The organism is Microbacterium sp. NPDC003461 (assembly GCF_053588335.1).
Window position 1 is genome coordinate 1 of record NZ_JBSFPT010000012.1, and the last position, 23,972, is coordinate 23,972.

Annotated in this window: 23 protein-coding genes; 12 read left to right on the forward strand and 11 right to left on the reverse strand. The window is 72.7% G+C overall.

The annotated features are described in order from the left end of the window. From ACWDR7_RS06635 to ACWDR7_RS06645, 3 genes are all read right to left on the reverse strand, one after another. The coding region (locus ACWDR7_RS06635; protein WP_449854139.1) for a biotin/lipoyl-containing protein at positions 1 to 415 on the reverse strand (415 nt) is incomplete at its 3' end. Positions 416 to 514: 99 nt separating this feature from the next. Beyond that, the gene (gene lpdA / locus ACWDR7_RS06640) at positions 515 to 1,888 is read right to left on the reverse strand and encodes a dihydrolipoyl dehydrogenase (protein ID WP_449854140.1); all 1,374 of its coding nucleotides are present in this window, start codon (positions 1,886 to 1,888) and stop codon (positions 515 to 517) included. Positions 1,889 to 1,916: 28 nt separating this feature from the next. Next, the gene (locus tag ACWDR7_RS06645; protein WP_449854141.1) at positions 1,917 to 3,404 is read right to left on the reverse strand and encodes a leucyl aminopeptidase; all 1,488 of its coding nucleotides are present in this window, start codon (positions 3,402 to 3,404) and stop codon (positions 1,917 to 1,919) included. Positions 3,405 to 3,538: 134 nt separating this feature from the next. Here ACWDR7_RS06645 and ACWDR7_RS06650 point away from each other — a divergent pair, with 134 nt between their 5' ends. From ACWDR7_RS06650 to ACWDR7_RS06660, 3 genes are all read left to right on the forward strand, one after another. Beyond that, complete coding sequence (locus ACWDR7_RS06650; RefSeq protein WP_449854142.1) at positions 3,539 to 4,477, forward strand: PAC2 family protein; 939 nt, start codon at positions 3,539 to 3,541, stop codon at positions 4,475 to 4,477. A 150-nt stretch (positions 4,478 to 4,627) separates the two neighbouring features. Next, positions 4,628 to 5,962 carry an RNA polymerase sigma factor gene (locus ACWDR7_RS06655; protein WP_449854143.1) on the forward strand — a complete coding sequence of 445 codons (1,335 nt, stop codon included), beginning with the start codon at positions 4,628 to 4,630 and terminating at the stop codon, positions 5,960 to 5,962. Beyond that, the gene (locus ACWDR7_RS06660; RefSeq protein WP_449854144.1) at positions 5,959 to 6,657 is read left to right on the forward strand and encodes a coenzyme F420-0:L-glutamate ligase; all 699 of its coding nucleotides are present in this window, start codon (positions 5,959 to 5,961) and stop codon (positions 6,655 to 6,657) included. The genes ACWDR7_RS06655 and ACWDR7_RS06660 overlap by 4 nt, the downstream gene beginning before the upstream one ends. A 70-nt stretch (positions 6,658 to 6,727) precedes the next feature. On the opposite strand, the gene murJ is transcribed toward ACWDR7_RS06660, so the two are convergent. Both murJ and ACWDR7_RS06670 read right to left on the reverse strand, forming a co-directional pair. Beyond that, on the reverse strand, positions 6,728 to 8,323 hold the full coding sequence (murJ, locus tag ACWDR7_RS06665; protein ID WP_449854145.1) for a murein biosynthesis integral membrane protein MurJ: 1,596 nt from the start codon (positions 8,321 to 8,323) through the stop codon (positions 6,728 to 6,730). Next, a complete protein-coding gene (locus ACWDR7_RS06670) occupies positions 8,316 to 9,371 on the reverse strand; it encodes a sugar-transfer associated ATP-grasp domain-containing protein (protein WP_449854146.1) in 1,056 nt (351 codons plus the stop codon). The genes murJ and ACWDR7_RS06670 overlap by 8 nt, the downstream gene beginning before the upstream one ends. Before the next feature lie 128 nt (positions 9,372 to 9,499). Between ACWDR7_RS06670 and ACWDR7_RS06675 the strand changes: the two genes are divergently transcribed. Together ACWDR7_RS06675 and ACWDR7_RS06680 are read left to right on the forward strand one after the other, a co-directional pair. Next, a complete protein-coding gene (locus ACWDR7_RS06675; protein ID WP_449854147.1) occupies positions 9,500 to 10,534 on the forward strand; it encodes a sugar-transfer associated ATP-grasp domain-containing protein in 1,035 nt (344 codons plus the stop codon). Positions 10,535 to 10,544: 10 nt separating this feature from the next. Then, positions 10,545 to 11,999, forward strand: a complete 1,455-nt coding sequence (locus tag ACWDR7_RS06680; RefSeq protein WP_449854148.1) for an alanine racemase — start codon at positions 10,545 to 10,547, stop codon at positions 11,997 to 11,999. A gap of 53 nt (positions 12,000 to 12,052) precedes the next feature. Here ACWDR7_RS06680 and ACWDR7_RS06685 read toward each other — a convergent pair whose 3' ends face one another. Next, complete coding sequence (locus ACWDR7_RS06685; RefSeq protein ID WP_449854149.1) at positions 12,053 to 12,259, reverse strand: DUF7455 domain-containing protein; 207 nt, start codon at positions 12,257 to 12,259, stop codon at positions 12,053 to 12,055. 194 nt (positions 12,260 to 12,453) lie between these two features. On the opposite strand from ACWDR7_RS06685, the gene ACWDR7_RS06690 reads away from it, so the two are divergent. After that, positions 12,454 to 14,532 (forward strand): DNA gyrase/topoisomerase IV subunit B, encoded by a 2,079-nt coding sequence (locus ACWDR7_RS06690; RefSeq protein WP_449854150.1) that lies wholly within the window; start codon positions 12,454 to 12,456, stop codon positions 14,530 to 14,532. 103 nt (positions 14,533 to 14,635) lie between these two features. On the opposite strand, the gene ACWDR7_RS06695 is transcribed toward ACWDR7_RS06690, so the two are convergent. Further along, positions 14,636 to 15,625, reverse strand: coding sequence for a Clp protease N-terminal domain-containing protein (locus ACWDR7_RS06695; protein WP_449854151.1), 990 nt, complete (start codon positions 15,623 to 15,625; stop codon positions 14,636 to 14,638). Continuing rightward, positions 15,622 to 15,867, reverse strand: coding sequence for a hypothetical protein (locus ACWDR7_RS06700; RefSeq protein ID WP_449854152.1), 246 nt, complete (start codon positions 15,865 to 15,867; stop codon positions 15,622 to 15,624). Before ACWDR7_RS06700 ends, ACWDR7_RS06695 begins: the two co-directional genes overlap by 4 nt. A gap of 149 nt (positions 15,868 to 16,016) precedes the next feature. Between ACWDR7_RS06700 and ACWDR7_RS06705 the strand changes: the two genes are divergently transcribed. Continuing rightward, a complete protein-coding gene (locus ACWDR7_RS06705) occupies positions 16,017 to 16,226 on the forward strand; it encodes a methyltransferase (RefSeq protein WP_449854153.1) in 210 nt (69 codons plus the stop codon). Between the two features lie 25 nt (positions 16,227 to 16,251). On the opposite strand, the gene ACWDR7_RS06710 is transcribed toward ACWDR7_RS06705, so the two are convergent. Next, positions 16,252 to 18,696, reverse strand: coding sequence for a DNA gyrase/topoisomerase IV subunit A (locus tag ACWDR7_RS06710; protein WP_449854154.1), 2,445 nt, complete (start codon positions 18,694 to 18,696; stop codon positions 16,252 to 16,254). Positions 18,697 to 18,832: 136 nt separating this feature from the next. Here ACWDR7_RS06710 and ACWDR7_RS06715 point away from each other — a divergent pair, with 136 nt between their 5' ends. Continuing rightward, positions 18,833 to 19,915, forward strand: a complete 1,083-nt coding sequence (locus ACWDR7_RS06715) for an alkaline phosphatase family protein (RefSeq protein WP_449854155.1) — start codon at positions 18,833 to 18,835, stop codon at positions 19,913 to 19,915. Here the strand turns inward: ACWDR7_RS06715 and sepH are convergent. Beyond that, positions 19,912 to 20,949: a septation protein SepH gene (gene sepH / locus ACWDR7_RS06720; RefSeq protein WP_449854156.1), complete on the reverse strand. Its 1,038-nt coding sequence runs from the start codon at positions 20,947 to 20,949 to the stop codon at positions 19,912 to 19,914. The two genes, ACWDR7_RS06715 and sepH, sit on opposite strands and share 4 nt — an antisense overlap. Positions 20,950 to 21,174: 225 nt before the next feature. Here sepH and ACWDR7_RS06725 point away from each other — a divergent pair, with 225 nt between their 5' ends. Then, a complete protein-coding gene (locus ACWDR7_RS06725; RefSeq protein WP_449854157.1) occupies positions 21,175 to 21,468 on the forward strand; it encodes a DUF4193 domain-containing protein in 294 nt (97 codons plus the stop codon). Positions 21,469 to 21,536: 68 nt separating this feature from the next. On the opposite strand, the gene ACWDR7_RS06730 is transcribed toward ACWDR7_RS06725, so the two are convergent. Further along, entirely contained in the window at positions 21,537 to 22,013 is a 477-nt protein-coding gene (locus ACWDR7_RS06730) for a DUF3093 domain-containing protein (RefSeq protein WP_449854158.1), read from the reverse strand. Positions 22,014 to 22,025: 12 nt separating this feature from the next. Between ACWDR7_RS06730 and dut the strand changes: the two genes are divergently transcribed. From dut to ACWDR7_RS06745, 3 genes are read left to right on the forward strand one after another with little or no spacing between them, the layout of a single operon-like run. Further along, positions 22,026 to 22,475 (forward strand): dUTP diphosphatase, encoded by a 450-nt coding sequence (dut, locus tag ACWDR7_RS06735; protein WP_449854159.1) that lies wholly within the window; start codon positions 22,026 to 22,028, stop codon positions 22,473 to 22,475. 32 nt (positions 22,476 to 22,507) lie between these two features. Continuing rightward, positions 22,508 to 23,101, forward strand: a complete 594-nt coding sequence (locus ACWDR7_RS06740; RefSeq protein WP_449854201.1) for a DUF3710 domain-containing protein — start codon at positions 22,508 to 22,510, stop codon at positions 23,099 to 23,101. After that, a complete protein-coding gene (locus tag ACWDR7_RS06745) occupies positions 23,098 to 23,862 on the forward strand; it encodes a DUF3159 domain-containing protein (RefSeq protein ID WP_449854160.1) in 765 nt (254 codons plus the stop codon). The genes ACWDR7_RS06740 and ACWDR7_RS06745 overlap by 4 nt, the downstream gene beginning before the upstream one ends. Positions 23,863 to 23,972: the final 110 nt, after the last annotated feature.

The following is a 23,972-nucleotide window of genomic DNA, read 5'->3' on the forward strand; positions in this document are numbered from 1 at the left end:
CGCCCAGCTCGGGCAGCACGATGTCGGTCGCGTCACCCGACGCGGCCGGAGCCGGGGCGGCCTCGGCGGCGGGGGAGTCCGCGGCGGGGGCCGTGGACGCCTCGACCGCGGGGGCGGGAGCGGCCTCGGCGGCCGGAGCGGCCTGGGCGGGGGCCTCGGGCGCGGCGGACGCGCCGCTGCCGTCGCCGATCTTGGCCAGGACGGCGCCCACCTCGACGGTGTCGTCCTCCTGGAAGAGGATCTCCTCGATCACGCCGCTCACCGGCGACGGGATCTCCGTGTCGACCTTGTCGGTCGAGACCTCGAGCAGGGCCTCATCCGCCTGCACGGTATCGCCCACCTGCTTCAGCCAGCGGGTGATGGTGCCCTCGGTGACGCTCTCGCCGAGCGCGGGGAGGACTACGGAAGTGCTCATGTCGAAGTCTCCTTCGTAAATGTCGATGACATGCCTAGCTTAGTGATCCGTCCCGCAGGTGCGGCACGCGCACGCGGGCGCGGGGCGGATCGGGGACGTTCAGAGTGTGTGGAGCGGCTTTCCCGCGAGGGCGAGGAACGCCTCGCCGAGGGCCTCGCTCTGCGTGGGATGCGCGTGGATGAGGGGCGCGATGTCCTCCGGATGCGCGTCCCACGCGACGGCCAGCTGCCCCTCGGTGATGAGCTCGCCCACGCGATCGCCCGCGAGGTGCACGCCGACGACGGGGCCGTCGACGCGACGCACGACCTTCACGAGCCCGCGCGTGCCGAGGATCTCGCTGCGCGCGTTGCCCGCCAGGTCGAACTCGGCCACCGCGACGCCCTCGGCGCCGTACCGCTCCTCAGCCGCCGCCTGCGTGAGGCCGACGGAGGCGAGCTCGGGGCTCGAGTACGTGACCCGGGGGATGTGGTTCTCGTCGATCGGCGCCGGCTCGAGGCCCGCGATCCGCTCGGCGACGAAGATGCCCTGCTGGAACCCGCGGTGAGCCAGCTGCAGGCCCGGGGTGATGTCGCCCACCGCCCACACGCCGGGCACGCTGGTGCGCAGCTGCGCGTCGACGGCGACGAAGCCGCGATCGAGCGCGACCCCGGCCTCCTCGAGACCCAGGCCCGACGTCGACGGCCCGCGACCCACGGCGACGAGCAGCACGTCGCCCTCCAGCGTCTCGCCGCCCTCCAGGGTGACGGTGACGCCGGACGCCGACTCGACGGCCGAGGCCACGCGCGCGGCGAGGCGCGACGCGATGCCGCGGCGGCGGAAGGCGCGCCCGAGCGCGGTGCTGAGCGCGGCGTCCTCGTTCGGGACGAGGCGGTCCAGGCCCTCGACGATCGTGACCTCGGCGCCCAGCGAGCGCCAGGCGCTGGCGAACTCGACGCCGATCACGCCGCCGCCCAGCACGACGGCCCGCTCCGGCACGCGGTCGAGCGCGAGGGCGCCCTCGCTCGTGAGGATGCGCTCGCCCGGCTCGATCCCGGGGATCGAGCGGCTGTGCGAGCCCGTGGCGAGCACGACGTCCGTGCCGCGGTACAGGTCGTCGCCCACGGCGACCGCGCGGTCGGCGGTGAGGGTGCCCGATCCCGAGACCACGGTGATGCCGCGCCGCGCGATGAGCCCCTCGAGGCCCTTCGTCTTCTTCTCGACGATCGCGCGGCGGTGCGCGAGCATCGCCGCGCCGTCGACCCCGTCAAGACTCGCGGACACGCCGGACGCCGAGGCCGAGCGCACGGTATCGGCGATCTCGGCGGCGTGCAGCAGGGCCTTGGTCGGGATGCAGCCGCGGTGCAGGCACGTGCCGCCGAGGCGGTCGCGCTCCACGAGCGCCACGGTCTTGCCCAGCTCGGCCGCCCGCAGCGCCGCGGCGTAGCCGCCGCTGCCGCCGCCCAGCACGACGATGTCGAAGGCGTGCTCTGTCATGCGGTCTCCGTCCGAGCGGTCGCGGCGGTCACCGCAGCTCGCCGCCCGCCGCGACGAAGTCGATGAGCGTGCGCACGGTGGCGCCCGTCGGCCCCTTGTCGGTGTAGCCGTAGGCGCTGCCGGCCGACATGGCCGAGCCGGCGATGTCGAGGTGCACCCAGGGGATGCGCGGCGCGTCGTCGCCCTCACCGGTGCGGCCCACGAAGCGCTGCAGGAACAGGCCGGCGAAGAGCGAACCCGCCTCGCGGTTGCCGACGTTCGCGTTCTGCATGTCGGCGATGCGCGAGTCGAGGTGCTCGTTGAGGTACTCCGGCAGCGGCAGCGCCCAGACCGGCTCGCCCGTGCGGTCGGAGGCGCGCAGGAAGGCGTCGACGGCTTCCTGATCGCCCATCACGCCCGTGTAGCGCGTGCCCAGCCCGATGACGATGGCACCGGTCAGGGTGGCGACGTCGACGATGACATCGGGCTGCTCGCGGCTCGCGGCGACGAGGCCGTCCGCCAGCACGAGGCGCCCCTCGGCGTCCGTGTTCGTGACCTCGACCGTCTGGCCGTCGAGCATGCGCAGCACGTCGCCGGGGCGGATCGCGCGCCCCGACGGCATGTTGTCGGCGAGGCACATCCATCCCGTCACCCGCACGGGCAGCTCGAGCTGCGCGGCGGCGCGGACGGCGGCCAGCACCTCCGCGGCGCCGGTCATGTCCTCGTTCATGCCCACCATCGATGCGGCGGGCTTGAGCGAGAGGCCGCCCGTGTCGAACGTGATGCCCTTGCCCACGAGCGCGACGTGGCGCTGCGCGCCCTCCGGCGCCCACTCCAGGCGCACGAGGCGCGGCGGGCGGTCCGATCCCTTGCCGACGCCGAGGATGCCGCCGAAGCCGCCCTCCTCGAGCGCCGCCTCGTCGTACACCGTGACGTCCACGGCCAGGCCCTCGACGGCGGCCACGGCCGACTCCGCCAGCTGTGCGGGGCTCTGCCACTCCGCGGGCGTCGAGACGAGGTCCTTCACGAGCGCCACGGCGTCGGCACCGGCGCGCACCGACGCGAGGTCGCCGTCGCTCGCGCCCTCGGGGGCGTGCACGACGATCCGCTTTGCGCGGCGCTTCTCGGCCGCCTTCTCGGCGTCGCCGGTCTTGTAGGTGTCGAAGCGGTAGGCGCCCAGCGCTGCGCCCTCGGCGGCCGCGCGCCACGCGTCCTCGACGTCCGACAGCACCGCCACGGCCACGGTGTCGAACCCGGTGAGCTGGCGGGCGCCCGCGCCCACGGCCTGCCGGATCGTCTCGAGGTCGGGGGAGGAGCCGAGGCCCACGACGGCGAGCGGCTTGGCCGCGACCTCGGGCACGTAGGCGCGCGCGCAGCTGCGCGCCGCGCCCGTGAATCCGACGGCCTCCAGCGCGTCCGCGAGGCCGGGGTAGGCGCCGAGCTCGGCCTCCTCGAGCGCCGGGATCGCGAGGATCAGCGCGTCGGCGTCATCGGAGGGGAAGGGGGCGTGCGTCAGCGAGAGCTCGGGGTGGGCCATGCGCTCCATCCTAGGTACGCCGCGTGCGCCACGGCCGTCGCCCCCGGGGGTCGCGGTTTTCGCCTCTGGCGTAAGGCGGCTCCCGCGCGGGCCGGGACGGCGACGGCGTCGCGCGCGCCTCGTAGCATGGACGCATGCCCCCCTTCGGTCCCCTGTACGAGCGAGTCGCCAATGCCCCGGTGGTGCCCGCCGGGCTGCCGCTGGTCGTGCTCATGACGGGCTTCACCGACGCGGGAGGCACCGTCTCGGGCGTCATCGAATACGTGCGCGAGGAGCTCGATCCGCGGCCGCTCGTGTCGTTCTCGAACGACGCGCTGCTGGACTACCGCGCCCGGCGGCCGATCGTCACGTTCGATCAGGACCACCTCACGGATTACCGGCCGCAGCGGCTGGAGCTCTCGCTCGTGCGCGACGCGCTCGGCCAGCCGTTCCTCGTGCTGGCCGGGTACGAGCCGGACTTCGGCTGGGACGCCTTCGCGGAGGCCGTGCTCGACCTCGGCGAGGAGTACGACGTGTCGTCGGTCACGTGGGTGCACGCGATCGCGATGCCGGTGCCGCACACGCGCACCCTCGGCGCGACCGTGAGCGGCACGCGCGGCGACCTCATCGAGGCGCACTCCATCTGGCGCCCGCACACGCAGGTGCCCGCCACCGTGGGCCACCTGCTCGAGATCCGGCTGAGCCAGGCCGGCGCGACGGTCACCGGCTTCGTGCTGCTCGTGCCGCACTACCTCGCCGACACCGACTACCCGGGTGCGACCGCGGCCGCGCTCGAGAAGCTCATGTCGGCGACGGGGCTGGTGTTCGCGCTCGACGACCTCCGCGAGGAGGACCGCGACTACGTGGAGCGCGTCGAGGAGCAGATCACCTCGAACGAGGAGCTCGAGCGGATGGTGCGCGGGCTCGAGGAGCGCTACGACGCCTACGCAGCCCGGCTCGCGAGCGGCGCCGCGCCGTCGGGCACGGGCACGTTCGACGAGGCGGCGCTGCCGAGCGCCGACGAGCTGGCCGCCGAGCTGGAGCGCTACCTCGCCTCGCGCCCGGCCGAGGACGACAAGGGCGCCTCCTCCTGACGAGCGGGGAATGTTCTCTAGGGCGCGCGGGTTATAATGTCAAGACGGACCCGATGTCGAGAGGCGCCTGACGCCACTTGACAAGGGTCCTACTAGTGCCCGAGAACATCCGGGGGCGTCGCGCACAGCGCCGTCGGTGAAAGGCGAGACGTGACCACTGCCACGAAGACTCCGCGCAAGAGCGCGGCCAAGACCACGGCGAAGGCGAGCGAGGAGGTCGTCGCCGACGAGACGACCGACGCCGCCGAGGCCGCTCCGAAGAAGGCGCCCGCCAAGCGCGCCGCCAAGAAGACCACCGCGGCGAAGGCGCCGGCGAAGAAGACCGCCGCCAAGAAGACCGCGCAGAAGGACGAGCCCGAGGACGTCGACGACGTCGCGACCGAGGAGGACGTCGTCGACGTCGCCGCCCCCGACACCGCCGCGGTTCCGGTCGTCGCCGAGGGCGAGGCCGACGACGCCGAGGACGACGCCGCCCCGAAGCCGACCACCGAGCCGCTGCCGACGGGCGCGATCGTCATCTCCCAGGCCGACGAGGAGGAGGTGCCGGTCTACTCCACGCAGATCACCGGCGCCACCGCCGACCCCGTCAAGGACTACCTCAAGCAGATCGGCAAGGTCCCGCTGCTGAACGCGGCGGAGGAGGTCGACCTCGCCATGCGCATCGAGGCGGGCCTGTTCGCCGAGGAGAAGCTGTCGAAGATGTCGGCGGCCGAGAAGTCGAGCCAGCTCGGCCTCGACCTGCAGTGGGTGGCCCGCGACGGCCAGCGCGCCAAGAGCCACCTGCTCGGGGCGAACCTGCGACTGGTCGTCTCGCTCGCCAAGCGCTACACGGGCCGCGGCATGCAGTTCCTCGACCTGATCCAGGAGGGCAACCTCGGTCTCATCCGCGCGGTCGAGAAGTTCGACTACACCAAGGGCTTCAAGTTCTCGACGTACGCGACGTGGTGGATCCGCCAGGCGATCACCCGCGCCATGGCCGACCAGGCGCGCACGATCCGCATCCCGGTGCACATGGTCGAGGTCATCAACAAGCTCGCCCGCGTGCAGCGCCAGATGCTGCAGGACCTGGGCCGCGAGCCCACGCCCGAGGAGCTGTCGAAGGAACTCGACATGACGCCCGAGAAGGTCGTCGAGGTGCAGAAGTACGGCCGCGAGCCGATCTCGCTGCACACCCCGCTCGGCGAGGACGGCGACAGCGAGTTCGGCGACCTCATCGAGGACACCGAGGCGGTCGTGCCGGCCGACGCGGTCGGCTTCACGATGCTGCAGCGTCAGCTCGAGAGTCTGCTCGACTCGCTCTCGGAGCGCGAGGCGGGCGTGATCCGCATGCGCTTCGGCCTGGGCGACGGCCAGCCGAAGACCCTCGACCAGATCGGCGACACGTTCGGCGTCACGCGCGAGCGGATCCGCCAGATCGAGTCGAAGACCATGGCCAAGCTGCGTCACCCGAGCCGCTCGCAGTCGCTGCGGGACTACCTCGAGTGAGCACGTCGGCGAACGAGGGCAAGGCCCTCGAGGTCGTCGTCGACGGCACGACGTATCAGCGCATCCCGCTCAAGACCCGGGTCATCATGCCCGGCGACGAGCTCGACGAGGTCATCGCGAGCTACGCCGCGGATCACGTGCGGGACGGCGACATCCTCTTCGTGACGGAGAAGATCGTCGCGATCATGCAGGGCCGCTCGTACCAGATGAGCGAGATCCAGGCGCGCCCGCTCGCGCGGTTCCTGTCGAAGTACGTCACCAAGACCGCGTACGGCATCGGCCTCGGCATCCCCGAGACGATGGAGTTCGCGCTGCGCGAGGTCGGCACGCCCCGCATCCTCTTCGCCGCGGCCGTGTCGGCCGTGACGAAGCTGTTCGGGCGCAGCGGTGACTTCTACCGCATCGCCGGCGACAAGGCGCGCGCGATCGACGGGCCCACGCCCGGCACGATCCCGCCGTACAACACGGCCGTCGTGCTCGGGCCCGAGCGTCCGCGCGAGGTCGCCGCGCACGTGCGCACGCTGCTGAAGGCCGATGCGCACGTCGCCGTGGTCGACATCAACGACCTGGGCGGCAACATCCTCGGCTCCACCCTGGGCCGCGAGGGCGAGAGGCTGCTCGTGCGGATCCTCAAGGACAACCCGCTCGGCCAGGGGCACCAGTCGACGCCGCTGGGCATCATCCGCACGGCGTGATCTTCGACGAAACCGGCCGGCTCCCTCGGGGGCCGGCCGGTTTCGCGTGCGGCGGGTGAGCGCCCTGCTGCTAGCGGCGGACGAGCCTGCGCACCATGTCGAACGCGGGTGTCAGCTCCGGCGTGCGGAACAGCGCGAGGATGGCGAGGTACACGCCGCCGACGACGGCCCCGATCGTGCACGTGCCGAGGACGCCCTGCAGCATGCCGGCCAGCATCCAACCGGACGTGCCGCCGCTGAGCAGGAAGACGCCCACTCCGGCGGCGGCGGCAGGCACGGCCGCGAGGCTGAACCGCACGATGGCCCAGATGGTCTCGGACATGCCGATCGTGCCGAGGCGGCGGTGGAGCAGCCAGCTGGCGAGGACGACCTGCACCATGCTCGACACCGCCTGCGCGAGCGCCACGCCCGCCGCGAGCAGCTCGGCCGGCAGCAGCCACTGGGCGGCGAGCGTCAGCAGGACCGCGACGCTGGCCTGGGCGAGCGTGAAGAAGAAGGGCGTGCGGGTGTCGCCGTACGCGTAGAACGTGCGCTGCACGATGAACTGCACCGCGAGCGGCACGAGGGCGAGGATGAAGGCGATGAGCACGGGCGCGCCCGCCACCGCGTCGGCGCGCGTGTCCGCCACGATCCGGACCGCCGGGATCGAGGCCGCCATCACGACCGCCGCCGACACCACGGCGAAGAGGCTGAGCACGCGGGTGCTGCGGCGGATGTCGTCGCGCACGAGATCGTCCTGACCGGCGGCGGCATGCCCGCTGAGGCGCGTGAAGTACGGTGTCCCGATCGACATGATCACGAGCGAGTACGGGAGCATGTACAGCAGCCAGCCGTTGTACCAGATGGTCGCCGACGCGTGCTGGCCCGAGGCGCCGGAGATCACCATCTGCTGCACCGTCGAGACGCCGAGACCCACGAGCAGCATGAGGAACGTCCAGCTGGCCAGGTGGCCGAGCCGCCCGAGCCCCATGCCGCGCCACCGGAAGTCGGGCCGCAGGTGCAGGCGGGTGCGGCGCCAGAACGCGACAAGGACGACCGTCTGCACGACGATGCCGAGCGTGGCGACGCCGGCGAGGACGGCGATCATCGCCGGGTCCCAGTCGGCCACGTCGTTGCGGCGCGCGCCGAACATCTGGATGAACAGGAGGAACCCGGCGATGGAGACGATGTTGTTCGCGATGGGCGCCCATGCGTACGGGCCGAAGACACCGCGCGCGTTGAGCGTCTCGCCGATCAGCGCGAACATGCCGTAGAAGAACACCTGCGGCAGGCACCAGTAGGAGAAGGCGGTGGCCAGGGCGTGCTGATCGGCCGACCACTGCGCGCCGAACACCTGCACGAGCAGCGGCGCGGCGACGAGCGAGAGCGCCGTGACGGCGAACAGCAGCACCGCCGCCAGCGTGAACAGCTTCGACAGCTGCGCGCGACCGCCGTCCTCGTGACCGCTCCACTGCACCACCTGCGGCACGATCACCGCCGTGAGCACGCCCGCGGAGATCACCTGGAAGACGTAGTTGGGCAGCTGGTTGGCGATCGTGAACGCGTCGGAGGCCTCGCCGATCGCGCCGATCGCCGTCACGAGCACCATGGCGCGCAGCAGCCCGGTGACGCGCGAGACGAGCGTCCCGACGGCGATCAGGGCGCTGGCTCGGCCGAGGCTAGCCATTCGCGTCGGAGCGGGCGCGGCGGGAGTCGACGATGTCGGCCCCGATCGCGTCGCGATAGCGGTGCAGCAGGCCCGTGCGCACGCCCGAGACCGAGGGCTTCATCTGGAACACGCTCGAATTGTGGTTGGCCTCGATGATCGCGGGCCCCTCCGGCGTGATCGCGATGTCCCAGCCGACGTAGGGCACGGTCGGCAGGCGACGGGCGGCGTCGTCGATCATCCGGAGCACCTCGTCGTACTGCGGCACGGCGAAGCCGCGGATCTCGGTGCCCGTCACGGGGTGGCGCTCGAAGACGTTGCTGTTCTTGTCGACGGCGGGGTACAGCGCCACGCCGTCGTCGTCGAGCATCGTGAACATGCCGCCACCGGCGAAGTTGTCGATCACCGAGCCGTTGCCGATCCGCAGCACCGAGGCGATGACGTGGAGCGTGTCCTGCGGGTCGCGGTAGGTGATCAGCCGCACGGTGTTGACGCTCTCGGGGTACAGAGCGGCCATGCGCTCGTCCTGGCGCAGGAACTCCTCGACGAGCGTCTGGCCGCCGCGCACGAGCTCGTCGCGCCAGGCGCCCGCGTCGGCGATTCCGGCCGTGTCGTGCGCCGTGATGCCCGCGCCGCCGAAGCCGTCGGCCGGCTTCGCCAGCACGCGCGCGTGGCGGTCGAGGAACGCGGCCACCTCGTCCGGCGTCGCGGTGCGCAGATCGAGCCAGTCCCGGCGGATGAGGTCGGCGAAGTCGCGGTAGAAGCGCGGCTTGTCCTCGAGCAGCGCGCGGGCCTGCATGCCGTTGAGCGTGCGGTTGAGTCGGAAGCCCTTCGGGTGCGTCATCCACGTCGCGCGCTCGCGCGCATTCAGCGTGCGGATGTCCCACACGGCGTAGTCGCGGAAGCCCATCTCGTAGCGCGCGGCGCACCACAGCATATCGGCGATGATGACCGGCAGCGGGGCGCGCGAGACCTTCTGCGACTGCCGGGCGAACTCGATCAGATTGCCCGGCTTGAGGCGGCGGGCCCGGTTCAGGAGGTAGCCGATCCGCAGGCCCGTCTGACTCATGGATGTCACGGTAACACGGGGCTCTCGGGGATCTTCGGAGCACCTCCTCGGTATAGTTGGCCCTTGCTCGCGTCGGCCGCCCGAGCCGCTCGCGGGGCCGCGAGAACCATCGAAGGAAGGTCATCCGCTTGCCCATCGACATCGCCCTGAAGGCACGTGCCTCCTACTTCGCGCGGCGCATCAAGGCCTTCAGCCCGGCGCGCGTGGCGACGTTCGCGCGACAGATCGCCGAAGAGCAGGGCAAGTGGATGCCGGCCGTGTTCGTCGACATGGTGTGGTGGGCCGCGTTCCACGACACGGCGTTCATCGACTACTACGAGGCCGACTTCGCGCTGCTGACGAAGGCCGAGCGCAAGACGTTCATGACCTCGGTGCTGCAGCACCACCTGGCCGTGGCGCTGAACGACCGCGAGGCCTCCCGCGAGCTCGAGAACAAGATCGCGTTCAACAAGCGCTTCGCGAAGTTCCTCGGGCGCGAGTGGATCGACCTGGGCGAGGTCGGCGCCGACGGGCTGCGCGAGTTCGCCTCGCGGCACCCCGTGATCATCGCCAAGGTGCCGGTGAGCCGCGAGGGCCACGGCGTGTTCCGCTACGACACCGCGGGCACAGACGACTGGGACGCGTTCCACCGGCGCCTGACCGAGGCGGGGCAGGTGCTCATCGAGCAGCCGATCGTGCAGCACCCGTACCTGGCCGGGTACTGCGCCGACACCGTGAACACCACCCGCGTCGCGACGTACTTCGACGGCACCGACGTGCACGTGCTCGTCGCGGTGCAGAAGTTCGGCCGCGGCTCCGTGAGCGACCAGTTCAGCTGGGGCGGCTTCTTCACGATGCTCGACGAGAACGGCCGCTCGCGCGGCCCGGGCTACACGGGCAAGAAGCTGAGCCGCTACGAGGTGCACCCCGACTCGGGCGCCTCGATCGTCGACTTCCAGGTGCCGCTGTGGGACCAGGTCGTCGCGCTCGTCGACGAGGCCGCACGCGTGGTCCCCGGCGTCCACTACGTCGGATGGGACGTCGCCGTGGGGCCCGAGGGACCCGTGCTCATCGAGGGCAACTGGGTGCCCGGCCTGTACGAGAACCGCGTGTCGGCCACCGGCATCCGGCAGGGCACGCGCCCGCGTCACGAGGCGGTCATGCCGGCCGCCCGACGTCGCTGAGAGGACCCGCATGTCGCGATCCGGATCGGGTGCCGGCGCGCACGCCGATGCCGGTGTGTGGCTGAGCGGGCGCGTGCTGCAGACGAAGCCGCTGCTCGCGGGCGAGGGCGTCTCGTACGGCTACCGCTTCCGCGCGACCCGCGACACGCGCGTCGCGCTCGTGACGGGCGGCTACGCCCAGGGCGTCGTGCGGGCACTCGGCGGCCACGCGACCGTGATGATCCGCGGCCGCGAGCTGCCGATCGTCGGGCGGGTGGCGATGGACGTGTGCGTCGTCGAGATCGGCGACGCCGAGGTCGAGGCGGGCGACGAGGCGGTCTTCCTCGGCCCGGGCCACCCGGGAGCGCTGGCCGCGTGGGCGCGCGCCACGGGCCTGACCGAGCACGAGCTCGCGGCGGGGGTGGCGCCGCGCGCGGGCGCGCCGCGCACGGAGGTCGAGCTGCGCGTGGACCTCGGCCGCCTGCGGCGCAACATCCGCGCGGTGCGCGAGCGGATGCTGCCGGCGGAGCTGATGGTGATCGTGAAGGACGACGCCTACGGGCTGGGCGTCGATGCCGTCGTGCCGGCCGCGGCGGACGAGGGCGCGTCGTGGTTCGGCGCCATCGACATCCCGAGCGCGCTGCGCGCCAAGCGGCTGCGGCCGGCCGCGCGCGTCTTCGCGTGGGCGACCGCGACCGACGTCGATGCCGCGCGGGCGCTGGAGGCCGGCCTCGAGCTGGGCGTGGGCGACACCGACTACCTGCAGCGGGTCGCGGCCCTCGCCGGCGGGCGAGGCGCCCCCGCCGCGGTCCACCTCAAGATCGACACGGGGCTGCACCGCAACGGCATCCGCCCCGAGGCCTGGCCCGAGGCCGTCGCCCTCGCGGCGCGCATGGAGGCCGAGGGGCGCATCCGCGTCGCGGGCGTGTGGACCCACATCGCGGAGGCCAGCGACGCGGAGGACGACGCCTCGCGCGCCGCGTTCGAGCGCGCCGTCGCGCAGGCGAGGGAGGCGGGGCTCGCGCCCGAGGTGCGCCACCTCGCCGCCAGCGCCGCCGCCTGGCACCGCCCCGAGTTCCGCTACGACCTCGTCCGCGTCGGCGCGTTCTGCTACGGCGTGCGCTCGGCCGACGGGCCCGAGCTCGAGGGCATCGAGCCCGTCGCGACGCTCGTCGCCCGCGTGACGAGCGTGACCGACGATCGGGTCACGGCGGGCGTCGGCGCGACCGATGGGCTGCTGTCGACGCTGGCCGGCCGCGTGCGTGTCGCGACGCCCGCCGGCCCGCGCGCGCTCCTGACGGTCGGGCCCGCGAGCATCGAGATCGAGGGCTGGGACGGCGCGGCGGTCGGCGACGAGGTGCGGATCTTCGGCGCGCCCGCCGACGGCGTGCCGAGCGCGACCGACCTTGCCGAGGCGATCGACACCGTGGGGGAGGAGCTGCTGCTGCGCATCTCGCCCCTCGTGCCCCGCGTCTACGGGGACTGAGACGAGAAGGCGCCCATCCGGATGATCCGGATGGGCGCCTCGTCTGCCTGGTCTCAGGCCTGAAGTCGCTCGGTCTCGTCGTGCCAGCTGGTGGCGACGGCGCGCAGCTTCTCCTCGTACTTGCGGCCGTGGTGCGCGCAGAACAGCAGCTCGCTGCCGTTGACCTCGGCGGCGATGTACGCCTGGGCGCCGCACGAGTCGCAGCGGTCGGCCGCCGTGAGGCGGTGGAGGACAGGAGCTTCAGCGGTTGCGGTTGTCATTGGTCTGCCTCCTCGTTTCGTGCCTGCACCGATGTTCCGATGCCTCACATATAACCACGCGACCCTGGGGATCCTGCCCGTTCGTCGGCATGTTTCGCTCAGCGCGTACGGGCGCGCGGATCGTGCGTGACGCGCGCGTGACGCGGGGAGTGTCTGCGAGGCCAGAGGGCGCGGCGCGGATAGCATCGAAGATTGTGACAGCCGAGTACTCCGCCCACCATCTGCAGGTCCTCGAAGGGCTGGAGGCCGTCCGGAAGCGCCCCGGAATGTACATCGGCTCGAACGGCTCCCCGGGCCTCATGCACTGCCTGTGGGAGATCATCGACAACTCCGTCGACGAGGCCGTCGCCGGCAACGGCGACCGGATCGACGTGATCCTGCACGCGGACGGCAGCGTCGAGGTGCGCGACCGCGGGCGCGGCGTGCCGGTCGACGTCGAGCCCCGCACGGGGCTGAGCGGCGTCGAGGTCGTGTACACCAAGCTCCACGCGGGCGGGAAGTTCGGCGGCGGCTCGTACGCGGCCTCCGGCGGACTGCACGGCGTCGGCGCCTCGGTGGTCAACGCGCTGAGCGAGCGCCTCGACGTCGAGGTGGACCGCGGCGGCAAGACCTACGCGATGTCGTTCCACCGCGGCGAGCCCGGCGTGTTCGCCGACAAGGGCGAGAAGCGCCCCGACGCCCCGTTCCGCCCGTTCGAGCAGTCGAGCGAGCTGAAGGTCGTGGGCAAGGTCGCCAAGGGCGTGACCGGCACGCGCGTGCGCTACTGGGCCGACCGCCAGATCTTCACGAAGGACGCGGCGTTCCAGCTCGACGACCTCATGACCCGCGCCCGCCAGACGGCGTTCCTCGTGCCGGGCCTCGAGATCGCGATCCGCGATGAGCGCGGCGACGAGCCCGTCGACACGTCGTTCCGGTACGACGGCGGCATCGCCGAGTTCGTCGACTACCTCGCGACCGACGCCCCCGTGACCGACACGTGGCGCCTGGAGGGCGCGGGCACCTTCACCGAGACGGTGCCGATGCTGCAGGCCGACGGATCCCTGCGATCCACCGAGGTGGAGCGCGAGTGCCGCGTCGACATCGCGCTGCGCTGGGGCACGGGCTACGACACGACGATCCGCTCGTTCGTCAACATCATCGCCACGCCCAAGGGCGGCACGCACCAGCAGGGCTTCGAGCAGGAGATGCTCAAGCAGCTGCGCGCCGAGGTGGAGAAGAACGCGCGCCGCCTGAAGGTGGGCAACGACAAGCTCGAGAAGGACGACGTGCTCGCCGGCCTCACGGCCGTGCTCACGGTCGAGCTGCCCGAGCCGCAGTTCGAGGGCCAGACCAAGGAGGTGCTCGGCACGCCCGCCGCGCGCCAGATCGTGGCGAAGGTCGTGCGCGAGTCGCTCAAGCAGCGCTTCGCCTCCACCAAGCGCGACGACAAGAGCCAGGTGTCGATGCTGCTCGACAAGGTCGTCGCGGAGATGAAGGCGCGCATCTCGGCGCGCACGCACAAGGAGACGCAGCGCCGCAAGAACGCGCTGGAGTCGTCGACCCTGCCGACCAAGCTCGTGGACTGCCGCACCAAGGAGACGGAGCGCAGCGAGCTGTTCATCGTCGAGGGCGACTCGGCGCTCGGCACCGCGCGCAAGGCGCGCGACAGCGAGTTCCAGGCGCTGCTGCCGATCCGCGGCAAGATCCTCAACGTGCAGAAGGCCTCGATCAGCGACATGCTCTCGAATGCCGAGTGCGCCTCGATCATCCAGGTCGTCGGCGCGGGATCGGGACGGTCGTTCGACATCGAGGCCGCCCGCTACGGCAAGGTGATCATGATGAGCGACGCCGACGTCGACGGCGCGCACATCCGCACCCTGCTGCTCACGCTCTTCTACCGCTACATGCGCCCGCTCATCGAGCACGGCCGGGTGTTCGCCGCCGTGCCGCCGCTGCACCGGGTGATCGTCATCAACCCCGGCTCCAAGCCGAACGAGACGATCTACACCTACAGCGAGCGCGAGCTGCACGCCCTGCTCGCCAAGCTCCGCAAGGCCGGCAAGCGGTGGCAGGAGCCCATCCAGCGCTACAAGGGCCTGGGCGAGATGGACGCGGATCAGCTGGCCGAGACGACGATGCAGAAGGACGGGCGCCTGCTGCGTCGCGTGCGGCTGGAGGACGCCGAGGCCGCCGGCCGCGTCTTCGAGATGCTCATGGGCAACGAGGTGGCCCCGCGGCGCGAGTTCATCGTCGACTCCGCCGACCGCCTGGACCGCGAGGCCATCGACGCTTGACGCGCGGCGGGTCAATGCCGCGCAGCGGCGTTGATGCGCCGCGGGTCAACATCGAGCGGAGCGCCCGCAGGGCGCGGAGTCGAGATGAAGACCGGTGTGGGGATCAGTGCCGCAGGGCGCGGCTGATCCCCGCGGCCGTGTTCTGCGCCTGCTGCCACACGAACAGGCGCGTGAGGGGGCGCAGGAGCACCGGCAGCAGCGGCACGCGCCGCGCTGCCGGGTTGCGCTCCCAGCCCGCCGTGACGCTCAGCTGCGAGCCCGAGGCGGCCGCCTCCACGGCGATCTCGATGCGGCGCGCATTCGCGCGAGGCAGGTCGGGGAAGGTGAAGCGCCACGCGACGCTCTCCGCATCGCGCCCGCCCAGGAACTCCGCGACGACGCGCGCGGTCTCGTGCCGGCGCCGGATCGGACGTCCGTCGGGGTGCTCGGTCGGCGACCACGCCGTCCACCGCGCGCCCGGCGCCGCGGCCGAGCCCTCCGCGCCGTCGACGCGGGCGATCGCGGCGTCCCACTCGGGCAGCCGCGCCGGATCCGTCAGCAGCCGCCGGACCTCCTGGGGCGAGGCGGGCACGAAGGCGGCTACGGTCGCCGCGAGGCGGTCGCGAGCGGCCGGGCGGGCGGCCGGGAGCCGGTCGGCCTCGTCCAGGCGTGCCGCGACCTGGTCCGCCGTCGTGCCCAGTCGCCGCAGCACGGCCGCGATCATGCCGCTCGGCTCGCGCAGGAGCTCGCGCAGCACCGCGCTCGCGTCGCCGCCCCCGCGGGCGCGGGAGGCGCGGTCGATGACGGCCATGGCCCGATCGGACCAGCGGTAGCCTTCGGTCGCGGGGAAGGTGATCCGCCCGGGCCGCGGCGGGGCGGCAGCCACGCCCAGCGAGGCGAGCTGCGCCGCGTGCTGGGCGGCCACCGCCTCGCGCGCGGCGTCGATCGTGATGCCGAGGCCGCGCAGCACCTGCCCGGCGGGCTGTTCGCTGAGCGTGAGGGCGAGCAGCAGGTGGTCGATGTCGGCGTCGCGCAGTCCCTGTCGCGAGGCCTCCTCCATCGCGGCGGTCGTGAGCGACAGGATCGTCGCGGCGGTGGTGGCGAGGCGGGTCATGCGGTCCTCCTGGGCACGTCGATGGACGGATCGATGCGGCGCGCGTACTTCTTGTGCACCGCCTGGCGCGTCACGCCCAGCGCGTCGGCCACGTCCTGCCAGCGCAGGCCGGCGCGCAGCGCCGCCTCCACCTGACGCAGCTCCAGCGCATCGGCCAGGGCGCGCAGCGAGGCGACGGCGCGCAGGCCGGCGCGGGGGTCGCTCGTGTCGGCCGCGACATCGGCGATCTGTCGGGAACCCATGCTGTCAACGTACGTTGCTAACGGGCCCGCTGTCAACCTGAGTTGCTCGTCCTGGCTCGCGTCGCCGCAGGGGTGGATCGGCGCCGCGCGGCGGCGTACCCTCGGGCGTGCGCGGTCGACGAGGACCGCGCGGACGGAAGGGGGAGCGGATGTCCATGACGCAGACCCGGTCGCTGTGGGTGGCCTACGGGCAGGCCGGCGCGGTCGGCACGATCCGGCGCGACGACGAGGGCTTCGTGGTGACGATGGCGGGACAGGACGAGCCGGTCGGCGCCTACCCGACGCTCGACGTCGCCAAGGGCGCCCTGTGCTCGCACCTGAAGCCGGGAACCGCGCGACCGGAGTTCCGCCGCCACTGAGCCCGGGGCGGCGATCCGCGCCGCGTCAGACGACCGTGCGGCCGATCGACGCGACCACGGCCTCGAGCGGCTGACCCGAGGCGTCGCGACGGGCGAGGGTCTCTGGCAGCTTGCGCGCCGAGCCCTGCGCGTCGACCGCGAGCGCCGGATCGGGGCCGACCCACGCGAGCGTGAGCCGGTCCTCGCCCTTCAGGAACGCGTGGGCGCGCACGCCGCCCGTGGCGCGGCCCTTCGCCGGGAACTCCGAGAAGTCGGTGATCTTCGCGCGCCCCGGATCCGTGCCCGCGAGGATCGCATCGGATCCCGACACCGTCACGACCACCGAGTCGTCGCCCGTGACGGCGCCGAAGAACACGACGCTCGACCCGGCGCCCAGCTTGATGCCGGCCATGCCTCCGGCCGCCGCGCCCTGCGGGCGCACGCTCGAGGCGGCGAAGCGCAGCAGCTGCGCGTCCTGGGTCACGAACACGAGCTCGGCCTCGTCCGGCGCGACGCCGGCACCCACGACCGCGTCGCCCGGCTTCAGCCCGATCACCTCGACCTCGGGCTTGGGCGCAAGTGCCGACGGCACGATGCGCTTCACGACGCCCTGCGCGGTGCCGAGCGCCACCGGCGTGTCGGAGTCGAGCGCGAGGATCGACACGATCTGCTCCGACTTGTCGACGAGGCCGATGTAGTCGCGCAGCTTCACGCCGCCGCCCAGCTGGATCGAATTGGTCGGCACGGAGGGGATGTCGATGGGGGAGAAGCGCATGACGCGACCGCGCGAGGTGAGGGCGCCGAGCTCGCCGCGGATCGTGCCCGCCGCGGTCGCGAGGACCGCATCGTGCTTGCTGCGACGGGCCGGTGCCGTGAGCTGCTGCCCGTCGGCCAGATCCAGTCGCACCGCGCGGCCCGTCGTGGACAGCGCCACGAGCGTCGGCCCGTCGGCGATCTGCAGATCGGGCGCCGCCTTCGACGAGCGCGGCGCGGCGGGCTTGGCGTTCATGAGCAGCGTGCGGCGCGGGGTGCCGAGCTTCTCGGCCGTGGCCTCGAGCTCCTCGGCCACCTTGCGGCGCAGCAGCACGTCCGATCCCAGCAGCTCCTCGAGCTGGGCGATCTCGGCCAGCAGCGCGTCGCGCTCCTGCTCCAGCTCGATGCGCGAGAACTTCGTGAGCCGGCGCAGGCGCAGCTCGAGGATGTACTCGGCCTGCACCTCGTCGAGGTCGAACACCTGGCACAGCCGGGTCCTGGCCTGCTCCGAGGTGTCGGACGAGCGGATCACCTGGATGACCTCGTCGATGTCGAGGATCGCGACGAGCAGTCCCCGCACGAGGTGCAGGCGCTCCTGGCGGCGGGCGAGGCGGAAGCGGCTGCGCCGCGTGACCACCTGGAGGCGGTGGTCGATGTAGACGCGCAGCAGCTCCTTCAGGCCGAGGGTGCGCGGTTGCCCGCCGACGAGGGCGACGTTGTTGAAGTTGAACGAGTCCTCGAGCGGGGTGAGCCGGTAGAGCAGCTCGAGCACGGCAGCGGGGTCGAAGCCGGTCTTGACGCTGATGACGAGGCGCAGCCCGTGGTGCCGATCCGTGAGGTCCTGCACATCGGCGACGCCCTGCAGCTTCTTCGACTGCACCGCGTCCTTCATCTTCTCGATGACGCGCTCGGGGCCGACCATGTACGGCAGCTCGGTGATGACGATGCCGGTGCGGCGGGGCCCGATCGGCTCGATCGACGCCTTGGCGCGCACCTTGATGGCGCCGCGGCCGGTCTCGTACGCGTCCCTGACGCCGTCCAGGCCCATGACGACGCCGCCGGAGGGGAAGTCGGGGCCCGGCACGAACTCCATGAGCTCGGCCGTCGTCGCCTCGGGGTTCTCGAGCAGGTGGATGGCGGCGTTCACGACCTCGATCAGGTTGTGCGGCGCCATGTTGGTCGCCATGCCGACCGCGATGCCACTCGCGCCGTTGACGAGCAGGTTCGGATAGGCGGCCGGCAGCACGTCGGGCTGCTGGAACTGGCCGTCGTAGTTGGGGACGAAGTCGACGACGTCCTCGTCGAGGTCCGCGGTGAGGGCGAGGGCCGGGGAGGCCAGGCGCGCCTCGGTGTAACGCGCGGCGGCGGGGCCGTCGTCGAGCGATCCGAAGTTGCCGTGCCCGTCGACGAGCGGCACGCGCATCGCGAAGTCCTGCGCCAGGCGCACGAGCGCGTCGTAGATCGCGGTGTCGCCGTGGGGGTGGAGCTTTCCCATCACCTCGCCGACGACGCGCGCGCTCTTGACGTGGCCGCGGTCGGGGCGCAGGCCCATCTCGGCCATCTGGTAGAGGATGCGGCGCTGCACCGGCTTGAGCCCGTCGCGCGCGTCGGGAAGGGCGCGGGAGTAGATGACGGAATACGCGTACTCGAGGTACGAGCCCTGCATCTCGGTCTCGAGGTCGATGTCCTCGATGCGCTCCTCGACCGGCTCGGCGGCGGGTGCCTGCTTGCGCGCCATTCAGCCCTCTCCTCGTGCGGTGGCGGCCGCGGATGCGCGGCGGGGGCCGGAAGTCCCGTTCGGGTGCTGTGCGAGACTGGCCCGGATGTCATCGATCGTACCTTCGGGTCCCGCGGCAGCCCGGAGCCTCACCGGGGTGGCGCCGGACCTGCTGGCGTCGCTGACCGGCCGCCCGTCGGGGCTGCCGGCGGCGCGATCCGCCGTGCTCTTCGTCGTCGACGGGCTCGGCGCGATCCCGCTGCGCGCGCACCGCGCGCACGCGCGCTTCCTCGCCGGGGCCATGGCGCGGCGCGACGTCGCGCGCACCGTCTTCCCCTCCACGACCGCGGCCGCGCTGACGAGCCTGCTGACGGGAGCCTGGCCGGGCGAGCACGGCCTGGTCGGCTATCGCGTGCTCGATCCCGAGCGCGGTGCGCTCGCGAACCAGCTGAACGGCTACGAGCGCGACGGCCTCGACCCGGATGCGTGGCAGCGCTGCGAGACCGTCTTCGAGGCCGCGGCCGCGGCGGGGCTGCGCCCCTTCGCCGTGAGCCTCGACAAGTACGCAGGCACCGGACTCACGCGCGCGATCATGCGCGGTGCGGAGTTCGTGGGGGAGAAGGACCTCGCCCAGCGGGTGCGCGTGTCCCTCGCGCTGGCCGAGCGCCACGAGGGCGGGCTTGTCTACTGCTACCTGCCGGAGCTCGATCAGGCCGGGCACAAGCACGGCGTCGCCTCGGACCGCTGGGTGGACGCTCTCGAGCGCGTCGACGGCGCGCTGCGTGCGGCCGAGCGGCTGCCGGACGGCATCGGCGCCGTCGTCACCTCCGATCACGGCATGGTCGACGTGCCGCGGCATCGTCACGTGCTGCTGCGCGACGGCGACCCGCGCCTCGACGGCGTGGCGCACCTCGGCGGCGAGCCGCGCATGCTGCACGTCTACGCCGAGCCGGGGCGCGACGTCGCGTCGCTGGCCGAGGCCTGGCGCGCGGGATCGGAGGGGACCGCGGACGTCGCGACGCGCGACGAGGCACTCGCCGCCGGGCTGTTCGGCCCCGCGGTGGCGGATCACGTGCGGGGCCGGATCGGCGACGTGCTCGTCGCGGCGCGCGGCACGTGGGCGTTCTACGACGACCGCCTCGCCGACAAGAAGCCGCAGGACATGATCGGCCAGCACGGATCGACGAGCCCCGAGGAGATGACAGTCCCGTTCATCCGCCTCGGCGCGTTCGCCGGCTAGTCGTCGCTGCGGGCGCCGAAGACGATCTCGTCCCACGACGGCATGGCGGCGCGACCGCGGCGGCGCGGCGACTCGGACTCGCGCTCCGGCTCGGGCTCCGGATCGCGCTTCTCGGGAGCCTCGGCCGGGCGGGTGGCCTCGTCCATGGCCTCGAACAGCGCGACCGGCGCGCTGCCCCTGGCGGGGTGCCGCGCGGCGCTCTCGTCCAGCTCGCTCATGGGGGCCGTCTCGCGCTGGCCGCGGCGGCGGCGCAGCGCCTCGAGCAGGTCGGCCGTCTCGGGCGACGTGCTGTGCTCCTCGGGCGCGCGGCGCGTGGCGGTGTCGCGCACCTCGCGGCTCGAGACGGCCGCGAGCGGCGCCGTTGCCTCGGGCTCGGCGTCGGGCAGGCGGCGCGGGCCGAACGCGTCGGTGTCGAACCGGCTGTCGTCCTTGGAGGGCGTGTCGAGCGCGCGCAGGCGCGGGATCAGTCCCTCGGGCAGCGGGCCCTGCCGCGACAGCTGGGTGGCGTCGGAGTTGAGCGGCGACAGCGCGCTGCGGCGGGGCTCGAACGACCAGCGGGCGTCGTGCTCGACCTCGCCGGCCGTGAACTCCAGCTTCACGATCCAGCCGCTGGGCTCCTTCCAGCTGGTCCAGCGCTCGCCCGTCGCGTGCAGGCTCGCGAGCTTGCCGCGGATCGCGACGCCGAACGTCGGGTTCGCGTCGCCGTCGAGCTCGCTGCCGATGAGCACGGGCACGGCGAGCGCCTGGCTCACGATGTGCTCGCGCTCGGCGACCACGGGTCCCTCGAAGCGCCGCACGTCATCGAGGTCGGCGCCGAGCAGCTCGGCCACCTCCTCGGCCGACATGCCGGCGCGGATGTGCTTCTGGATCTCGCGGGGGCTGGCGGCGGTGCGCGGCGCGGGCCGGGTCGTCGTGCTGGCCCGGCGGATCTCGGAGCGCAGCACGTCGTCGACGGCGACGGTGAAGCGCTCTCCCGACTCGTTCGCGAGGACGAGGGCGCCGTCCTCCGATCCGATGACCGTGAGCTGTTCCATGCGTGCTCCTTCCGCGCTCTGCGGTGACTCACATGCTGTCACGCTGCGGGCCCAACGCCGGGAATACCGTGGGCGTGCCGCGGGTTTCACCGGCAGCGATTGCTGTGGGTCCGCGGGGAGCCGCGTGTGCGTTTGCGAATCCGTTCCCGCTCATGCAGACTATCGCCGCCCCGCCGCACGGTTCGGGGCGCCTGAGCTCCAACGAAAGAAGTGTGACGCCCTCCGATGGCAACCGACTACGACGCCCCCCGCAAGTCCGAAGACGAGAGCAACGAGTCGATCGAGGCGCTCAAGGCCGCGCGGAACAACCCGCAGCCGGGGTCGGCCGACACGGAGGATGCCGACAATCCCGGTTTCGAGCTGGGCGGCGCCGATCTGTCCAACGTCGAGCTCGACGTCGTCGTGCTTCCCCCGCAGGAGGATGAGTTCACGTGCATGAACTGCTTCCTCGTGAAGCACCGCTCGCAGCTCGCCGAGGACGGCCCCAACGGCCTCATCTGCAAGGACTGCGCGGCCTGACCCGCGAACGCGAAGCGCCCGGCGCCTCCTCGGAGGCGGCCGGGCGCTTCGCCGTTGCGGGGACCGGATCAGGCGTGCTGGGCGAGCCGGATCGCGGCGGCCAGGCGCTCGGGCGTGCGCGACGAGATCGTCCACGAGCCCACGGGGTCGTCCGGGTCGGTGTTCGGCACGACGACGAGACCGTCGATCCCGCCGCGGATCAGGTGCCACCCGTGCGCGTCGATGTCGCGGCCGCGCGCCGCCTGGGCATCCGCGCCGGTGAGCGCCACGGGCTCGCCGAGGAAGCGCGCCTCGATGCGGGCGCGGCCCGCGCGCAGCTCGGTGCCGCGCACCTCGACGACGGGGGCGAGCCCCACGAGGAGCGCGACGACCGCGATCGCGACGGCGATGCCGATGCCCAGCGCCAGGGCGCGGTCGATCTGCACGAAGACAAGCGACGCCATCGGCGCGACGACGGCGGCCCCGCCCAGCAGCCGGAGCGAGGGGGAGAGGCGTTCGCGGTACGTCGCGCGCGACGACCGGGTCGGCGTTGATGTGATCTGCATTACCCTCGTTGCGTGACCGAAACCGTGGACGTGCCCATTGTCGCACCCGTGATCCCGGCCTACGCCCACCCCGACGACGCCGGCGCCGATCTGGTCGCCGCCGAGGCGGTGCGGCTGGAGCCGGGCGAGCGCGCGCTCGTGGGCACCGGGGTGCGCATCGCGCTGCCGGAGGGCCACGCGGCGTTCGTCGTGCCGCGCAGCGGGCTGGCGGCCAAGCACGGCATCACGATCGTGAACGCGCCCGGCACCGTCGATGCCGGCTATCGCGGAGAGATCAAGGTCGCGCTGCTGAACACCGACGCCCGCGAGGCGTACGACATCGCCGTGGGCGACCGCATCGCGCAGCTGATCGTGATGCCGGTGCCGCGGGCGCGCTTCGTGCCCGTCGAGGAGCTGCCGGAGAGCGGGCGCGGCGAGGGCGGGTTCGGATCCACCGGCTACCAGACAGGGGAGACCAAGTGAGCGACGACAACGCGGCCGAGGACGTCACGCCGGTGGCGCCGGCCGATGCCGAGGCGAGCGCCAAGTCGGCGCCGGTCGGGCGCGCCCAGAGCGGGCCGTTCGACGAGTCCGAGGCGAACGCGGTGCGGCCGTACATCGACCTGGGAGGGCTGAAGGTGCTGCCCCGCGAGGGCCTGAACCTGCGGCTCGAGGTCGAGGAGAAGACGAAGCGGATCGTCGCCATCGGCCTGGACTACGCGGGCTCGACGCTGCAGGTGCAGCCCTTCGCCGCGCCGCGGTCCACGGGCCTGTGGGGCGAGACGCGCGACCAGATCCGCGAGCAGGTGCGCCAGCAGGGCGGCCGCGTCGAGGAGCGCGGCGGCCCCTTCGGTCCCGAGCTGCTCGCCGAGGTGCCCACGGCCGACGCCGAGGGCGGCAAGGCGATGCGCCTGGCCCGCTTCGTGGGAGTGGACGGGCCGCGCTGGTTCCTGCGCGGCGTGATCGGCGGCGCGGCCGCGAGCGACCCCGCCGCGGCCGAGCAGGTCGAGGACCTCTTCCGCTCGCTCGTCGTGGTGCGCGGCGGCAACCCCATGCCGCCGCGCGACCTCATCCCGCTCAAGATGCCGCAGGCGCCGGGCGCGGCGTGAGCGATCCCGCAGCTCCGCGCGACCGCGACACGGCGGCCGGTCGGGAGTCCGCCGATCTCACCCCGCCGCCTGCCGCCTCGGATCTGCTGGGGCAGGCGTTCGGCGAGGCGGCGCGCCGCGCCGGCATCGACCCCGCCGAGGAAGCCACGGCCGGGGGCGTCGTCTGGAAGGCGATGGGCGGCTTCCGGGGCGTGCTCGAGTCGGTGCTGCCGAGCCTCGCGTTCGTCATCGTCTACACGTTCCGCCCCGAGCCGCTGTGGCTGTCGCTGGCGGTGTCGGTGGGTCTCGCGGCGCTGTTCACGATCGTGCGCTTCGCGCAGCGATCCACGCCGGCCGCGGCCCTCGGCGGGCTCGTCGCGGCGGGCTTCGCGGCCGCGCTGGCCCTGTTCACCGGCCAGGGCGAGCAGAACTTCCTGCCGGGGCTCGTGACCAATGCGGTGTACGGCACCGCCATCCTCGTCTCCGCGCTCGTCGGCTGGTCGGTGATCGGCCTCGCGGGCGGGTTCCTCGTGGGCGAGGGCACGGCGTGGCGCGCCGACCGGCGCAAGCGCCGCGCCTACTTCTGGCTCGCGATCGCGTGGGCGGCGCTGTTCTACGCCCGGCTCGCCGTGCAGCTGCCGCTCTACCTGTCGGGCGCCGTGGTCGAGCTCGGCACGGCGAAGCTGCTCATGGGGCTGCCGCTGTTCGCGCCCCTCGTGGCGGTCACGTGGCTCGCCGTGCGCGCCCTGTATGCGCGTGCCGACCGCGACGATCGTGCATAATGGATTTATCTTGACGTCAAGATAAATCGTCCCCCTCATCCGGCGACGACTGTTAGGTGCTCCTTGCTAGCCGCGGAGCCCTCGCAGGGGCAGGATGGGGAGGGAATTCC